4 protein-coding genes are annotated in these 5,738 nt (G+C 37.4%); all 4 read left to right on the top strand.

The window, feature by feature from the left end:
• Positions 1–487, top strand: a 487-nt coding sequence (locus DNK84_RS13360) for an IS3 family transposase (RefSeq protein WP_208123343.1), incomplete at its 5' end; no start/stop codon positions are given.
• 24 nt (positions 488–511) lie between these two features.
• A complete protein-coding gene (locus tag DNK84_RS13355) occupies positions 512–805 on the top strand; it encodes a putative quinol monooxygenase (protein WP_119344967.1) in 294 nt (97 codons plus the stop codon).
• Between the two features lie 540 nt (positions 806–1,345).
• On the top strand, positions 1,346–2,143 hold the full coding sequence (locus DNK84_RS13350) for an alpha/beta hydrolase fold domain-containing protein (RefSeq protein ID WP_162902484.1): 798 nt from the start codon (positions 1,346–1,348) through the stop codon (positions 2,141–2,143).
• A gap of 229 nt (positions 2,144–2,372) precedes the next feature.
• Positions 2,373–5,327, top strand: coding sequence for a hypothetical protein (locus tag DNK84_RS13345; RefSeq protein WP_119344965.1), 2,955 nt, complete (start codon positions 2,373–2,375; stop codon positions 5,325–5,327).
• Positions 5,328–5,738: the final 411 nt, after the last annotated feature.

The following is a 5,738-nucleotide window of genomic DNA, read 5'->3' as shown; positions in this document are numbered from 1 at the left end:
ATTAGATGCGTTTACCCTGGGCTGGATGTATTTATGCGTGATAATTGATTTATTCTCTCGAATGGTTGTTGGCTGGTCTATGGCAGATCATATGCGTGCTGAACTTTCTGTTAATGCTTTAGTCATGGCAACATTTAACAGAAAGATGCCTAAGGATGTCATTGTGCATTCAGATAAGGGATCACAGTATGCTTGCAAAGCATTCCAAGAAGAAATTGAGAAGCGAAATCTAATCTCCAGCATGAGTGGTAAGGGCTGTTGTTATGACAATGCTGCATGCGAAAGTTTCTTTGGAACATTAAAGGTTGAGCTTTGTGATGATGAACATTACAAAACGATTGAACAAGCTAAGTCCTCAGTATTTCAGTATATTGAGTCCTATTATAACCGGAAAAGGAGACATTCAACTATAAATTACATGACCCCAAAGCAATTTGAAGATACAATGGAATTCTACAAGAAAAAGTGTCCCAAAAAGTGCGGGTAGGTCAAAATAATTAAGGTATAAGACATGGGAAAAATTGTTTGCATTGCCAGATTCAATACGCTAGATGGCAAATATATTGAGTTAATAGATTCCTTAAAAAGAATTCAGAAAAAAACACTTCTTGAGGAAGGGTGTCTCAAATACACTATTCATCGTAGTGTAGGTAATTTGAATAACATTATGGTCTATGAAAAGTTTACTGGGATGGAGGAATTTAAATTTCATCAAGAAACTGATTATATAGTAGATTTAAAGTCCAATTTACCATTAATGGTGGATATCGATAATGTAAGTATTGAACTATATGAAGATTTATAAACAGTCCAATATTGTGTGTCTCAGCGGCGTCAAGTTGTCCGAGCCGAGCCGTCCGCCTCACCAGCACGCTGCGGCAAAAGCTATGCAAACTGCTTCCGATTCTACTCTATGCCTTAGGATTATCTGCTTCACAGATTTCGCTCTAGTGCCTTTGGCGCAAAGCTTACTGGGCATAGAATAAGGCTGATCGGCTCGGCGTTCTGCTTTTATTTTTTGCAGCTTTTGAAGAAAGTGATACTGGTATTAGCTTTAAGGTTTCGATGCTGGAATAATCTACCAAAATTAAGTTTTGAGCCCTTTGGTGGCCGAACAGTCATTTTACAAAATGGGAAATTTTCATGTGTATTATGATATACCTATTTATAAAGAGTAGGAGGATTTTGGTGAAAATTACTAACATTTATAGACAAAGAAGAGAGAGAAACGCCTTGTAATGAATTTGCACTGTTATTTGGCCAAAGTAGAATAGCGCCAGGGTATGAGATATAGATGTATAGAGCACATACAAATCATTTTATTAACGAAAGCAGAGGGTTAAATATGACGACATCAACACCTTTTCAACTACGAAAGAGGCTGCAAGAGATTACAGACCAAGCAACACCTTTTCCATTTAAGGGAAAGATTACGACAGATAATATTGCCCTTGATCAGATAAATGGTTTCAAAGCCCGCACTTATCTGCCTAATGCGATAAATAAACAGACAACACTTATATTTTTCCATGGCGGTGGTTTTGTTGCAGGCAGTATTGAATCACATGATAATTTTTGTCGCATGTTTTCTCAAAAACTTGGCTGTAAATTAATCTCTTTGGAGTATCCGCTGGCACCTGAATATAAAAGTGATGTGATTGTTTCTGCCTGTTATCAGGCACTGTGCGCGTTGAGTAAGCATGAAAATAGCATTGCGCTCATAGGGGATAGTGCTGGTGCCAACCTTGCAACGGTTTGTGCCTGCTTAGCTAAAGAAAATGCGCATCCTGAAGTTAAAATGCAAATACTGATTGATCCACTTGTTGATATGGTGAGTCCTGGAAAATATCAGGCTTGTCGTGACGTTTATTTGCCTGATCTTACAGATTTACATAACCCTTTGATCTCTCCTGTTTATGCTGTGCTTAATGGTATGCCTGCAAGTATTATTATATTAAATGAGGAGGATTCGCTTTTTCAACAAGGGCAAACCTATGTTGAGAAGCTGCAAGCAGCGCAAGTTCAAGTAATAAGTAAAACTTTTACCGGTGGACATCTCGGCTCTCATCTGGTTTGTCTGGATGAACAAAGCCAAAAGCCAATTGCGTGGCTTATTCAAGTGCTTCAAGACGAAATTAGCTGACTTATTACAAATTATTAAAAACTTCTTTGCCATCGAGCACTACAGAGCCATCCACGCTTGACAAGCGTGGTCGTTACTAAAAGTGTATAACTTCAGTTATTTACAAGCTGTATAGATTAATTTTCAACACCTTGTCTGATTTTAACCATCTTATTTCTCTTTAAATCACAAGCATGTTAAAAAATACCGCAATACGACAAACATCACCCTCAATGTGGAGAAAAGCTATATGGGACTAGAAGATTTAAAGCAACAAGCACAGAACTTACAATCAAGATATCGTGAGTTGCCAAATCGTAACGATGCCTGGAAAGATCAGCTACTTATTAAATACACACAACGTGTTGCCAGAGAAATTATTGAGATTATTGACCAAAGTGAAAGTGAAGAAACAAAAAAGCAGGCATTACAGGAGTTGCTCGCAAACAATTGGAATGAAGTTAAAAATAGCGCGCTTGCCTATACTGCCATCCCTGAGTCAGACGCTACCAAGCTTTTAATAGACGTTGTCGAATATCTTGCACCAGAGAAGCCTTCTAAGCAATTAAAATTATTAATGCCTGACCTGCAGACCGAATATACAGACATTCAAGATCATATGCCTCAAGGCGCGTCCTCGCTGACAGATATTCTTAAAACACATATTTTAACACATAATGGCCAGTTCCTTGCACATATTGATTTTTTACTAACACCGGGTGAGCAGGCATCTCAGCAACCTTATTTTCAGCATCAATATAATGCTTCACTACCTGCTGAAGATAATCGTACATACTATGTTGCAGGAGAAGATGCACAACGGTTAGTAAACCATTCGCCACTTACACAACGCGTTTGGCAGGCCAGAGAAAATCTAGCGCAAGCAAAAACAGAGGGTAATAACCTTTTGGCACAACTGGAACAATTGCTTATACGCCTTCATGCAAATAGTAAAGATGGTGTTGGTTCAGAGCTTAAAGCAGGCTCAGGTGGTGCGCTAGCTATTGCAGCATTTTTCAAGTTTTACAAACAGCTTTCCAAAGCACAAAGACAAGCAATCCCTGATGCTGTTAAACAGCAGATTAAATGGCTTGGAAAATGTATCAACTATTATGATGATATCGATAGTTTTCGCCGTACTGATGTGGATAGTCAAAATTTAATATGGACCTGCCTTGCGACACGTCGAGACGAGCTAAAAGCTAGTATGCAAGGGCATACTGAGCGATTATTGACTATCGCAATGAGCGGACAGAAAAAACAAATGCAAATAAAGGCATTAGAAAAAGAATTAGAAGATGCAAGCAATGCACTGGAATCTTCTTTAGCTGAAGGCTTATATAGCGGAGAAGATGCTTTACCTGTAAGTATGATGTTACTGGAAAGATATGGCATGGATCTTGTAAATAGACAATACACATTTGATGATGTTGTTGCATTGTTTAATAATTTTTCACAACGGGATTTGAAAGTTTTATTGCAAAATCATGCATTTTGCGGAAAGTTAGCTGATGCTATAGGAACAGCGGATAATTTAGCTGTATTTGCCGCATCGACGTCGGTAGAAAAATATGCGTTATTTTTACAAACAATGACCTCTTCTAAGCTGAAAAGTCTATTGTATAATCAATCAAATCCACTATATGCCTTAATTGCTACATTATCACCTGCACAGATACCTGTCATACTAAGCGCGATAAAAGATCAACGCATCATAAATTTATATAATTTTAAAATAGCCTTGAAATGGCTTTTACCTGAGCAGCAAACAGCTGTGCTGGATTATCTAATGTCACTAAGATACCCAAATGAGATCATAAATGATTTTCACGCTTTAGATGAAATCCTGAGAGAAATCGATACAAGTCAACGTAATGCTTTTTTAACAGGCATTGGTAATCAGCTTACAGGGTTGATTACCAACCCTTATGCGTTTTCCTATATTGCTCAGCACCTTAATAAGGCGCAGTGTGACTTTCTTGTGGATAATCTTCAAGTAGTTGGTTTTGTTCAAAATGCTGGTGGTCTTGGATATATCCTTCATGGGCTTAAAACCGATCAGCAAATTGAGCGTGTTTTAGATCAATTTTTAGACAGTCTGTCCGAATGGATAAACAACTTAGATGATTTATATTGTATCATTCAGCATCTAAATTCAGTGCAATGGCAGCGAGTGTTCGATCAGCTTGGCGAGAAAATAATGCATATTATTACTGCTGAGGATGCTAAAACGATAAAATCATTATTTGAGGGTCTAGATGAGGATATGGATGAAGCAAAGCGTAATATTTTATTTGATAGAATCAAGTTGCAATTGGTATATCCAAATGGGGTGATTAAAAACGCTGAAGATTTTGGTTTTATTTTAGAGCACCTTAATGCCGAGCGACGTAGTATTGTCTTTGAAAACAATAAATCTCAGCTAACTTATCCAGGTGGTTTAATTAAAAATGCACAAGATTTAGCACAAGTGCTGAAATTTCTGACACCTGAGCAATGTGAAGTTGTTCTGGCGCAAATTGAATTTAAAGATTTCTTGACTATGCTGAAGGAAGCTGTACATTCACATGATCCTGCTGATAATTTAAATACACTCCTAAGAAAGCTTCAGCCCGAACAGCGCAATCATATTTTTGAGAAAATCAAGGATAACCTGGATGAAATTCTTGATTCTGATGATGATGAAAATTTAGGTTTATTGCTTCAATATTTCAATGATGCGCAACAGGCATTTATCTTAAATCATGTCGAATCGCAATTGCTAGCAGGTAAAGCGCCTTTGATCAGAAACGCTAATGAGCTTGTATTTGTATTAAGACATTTATCCCCTGATCGGTGTAAAGCGTTTTTGGCTACGATTAATATCCCTAAGGATAAAAAAGGGGAATTTAACTTTGCTAATTCTAATATTTTAAGCCTCATGCAAGTTCAACTTAAACCAGCACAATACGAGGCTTGTCTGGGGTTTATACTAAAAAATATTGAAACAGGTCAGTGTAAAGAAGTGTTACGCAAACTTCAGCAAAATGGGGTTATTCGTAGTGTTACATGTTTACAAAGTTTTCTTCCAGAACTGCCTTGGGATAAAGCACAAATCGTCAGGTCAATGATTGATATACAAGCAAATAATGCACCATTGCCGTATCATGGAGGCTTGTTTGCACCTACTAATCAAGCACAACCAGGTACGTATGCCCAGCCATAAAAGGAAGGTTAAAGTTTTCTATGTCATGTATTAATTGCATTTCAGAAGGGAGTGAAGCTTTTGTCGGGATGTGACAATTAAAATCAGACAGGGTGATGGTTTTTTGCTGAAAATATTTTGGTGGTTAACATGACATGTTATACAAGAGGATAAGCCTAACGAAATAATCATCATATATACCCATCGTAAATCATTTTGTGGTGTTCGATGTCGAAGAAGTTTTTGATGCTAAGCTAAGGAGGACTCCCATGACTGATAAAGAAATGCAAGGCTTACAAGAGTTAATACAAAGGATTGAGTGTTTACAGGGTATTCGGCAAAAAGTGAATCAGAGTATTACCCTTAATGATGAAGATCTTATTTTTCTTTATAATGCATTAAATCCAGGTGATTGTTCTGGTCAACTAAAAT

It is taken from the genome of Facilibium subflavum (assembly GCF_003574485.1).
Lineage (GTDB): Bacteria > Pseudomonadota > Gammaproteobacteria > Francisellales > Francisellaceae > Facilibium > Facilibium subflavum.
This window is presented reverse-complemented; position numbering and strand designations above follow the sequence as displayed.

Excerpts from the sequence above, each read along its gene's own strand:
- DNK84_RS13350 (WP_162902484.1), top strand. The coding sequence starts at position 1,346 with ATGACGACATCAACACCTTTTCAACTACGAAAGAGGCTGCAAGAGATT.
- DNK84_RS13345 (WP_119344965.1), top strand. The coding sequence starts at position 2,373 with ATGGGACTAGAAGATTTAAAGCAACAAGCACAGAACTTACAATCAAGA.
- DNK84_RS13355 (WP_119344967.1), top strand. The coding sequence starts at position 512 with ATGGGAAAAATTGTTTGCATTGCCAGATTCAATACGCTAGATGGCAAA.